This is a genomic window from Salifodinibacter halophilus (assembly GCA_012999515.1).
GTDB lineage: Bacteria > Pseudomonadota > Gammaproteobacteria > Nevskiales > Salinisphaeraceae > Salifodinibacter > Salifodinibacter halophilus.
Map to the genome: position 1 here is coordinate 1 of JABEEB010000417.1, position 257 is coordinate 257.

1 protein-coding gene is annotated in these 257 nt (G+C 66.1%); it reads left to right on the top strand.

All coding sequences use genetic code 11. From position 1 onward, the window contains the following. A partial coding sequence (locus HKX41_12275; protein ID NNC24912.1) for a bifunctional aspartate kinase/homoserine dehydrogenase I occupies positions 1-257 on the top strand: 257 nt, incomplete at both ends.

The window sequence follows — 257 nt, forward strand, 5'->3', positions numbered from 1 at the left end:
GCCGCAACGGCAGCGATTACTCCGCGGCGATCTTCGCCAACCTGTTCGACGCCGACGCGCTGACCATTTGGACCGACGTCGACGGCGTGCTCTCGGCCGATCCGCGGCTGGTGCCCGATGCGGTCTGCCTGCCTTCGATGTCGTATGCCGAAGCCTGCGAACTGGCTTATTTCGGGGCGAAAGTATTGCATCCGCAGACCATGGCGCCGGTGCAGCAGCGCGGCATCCCGCTGCGCATCCGCAACACCCGCAACCCG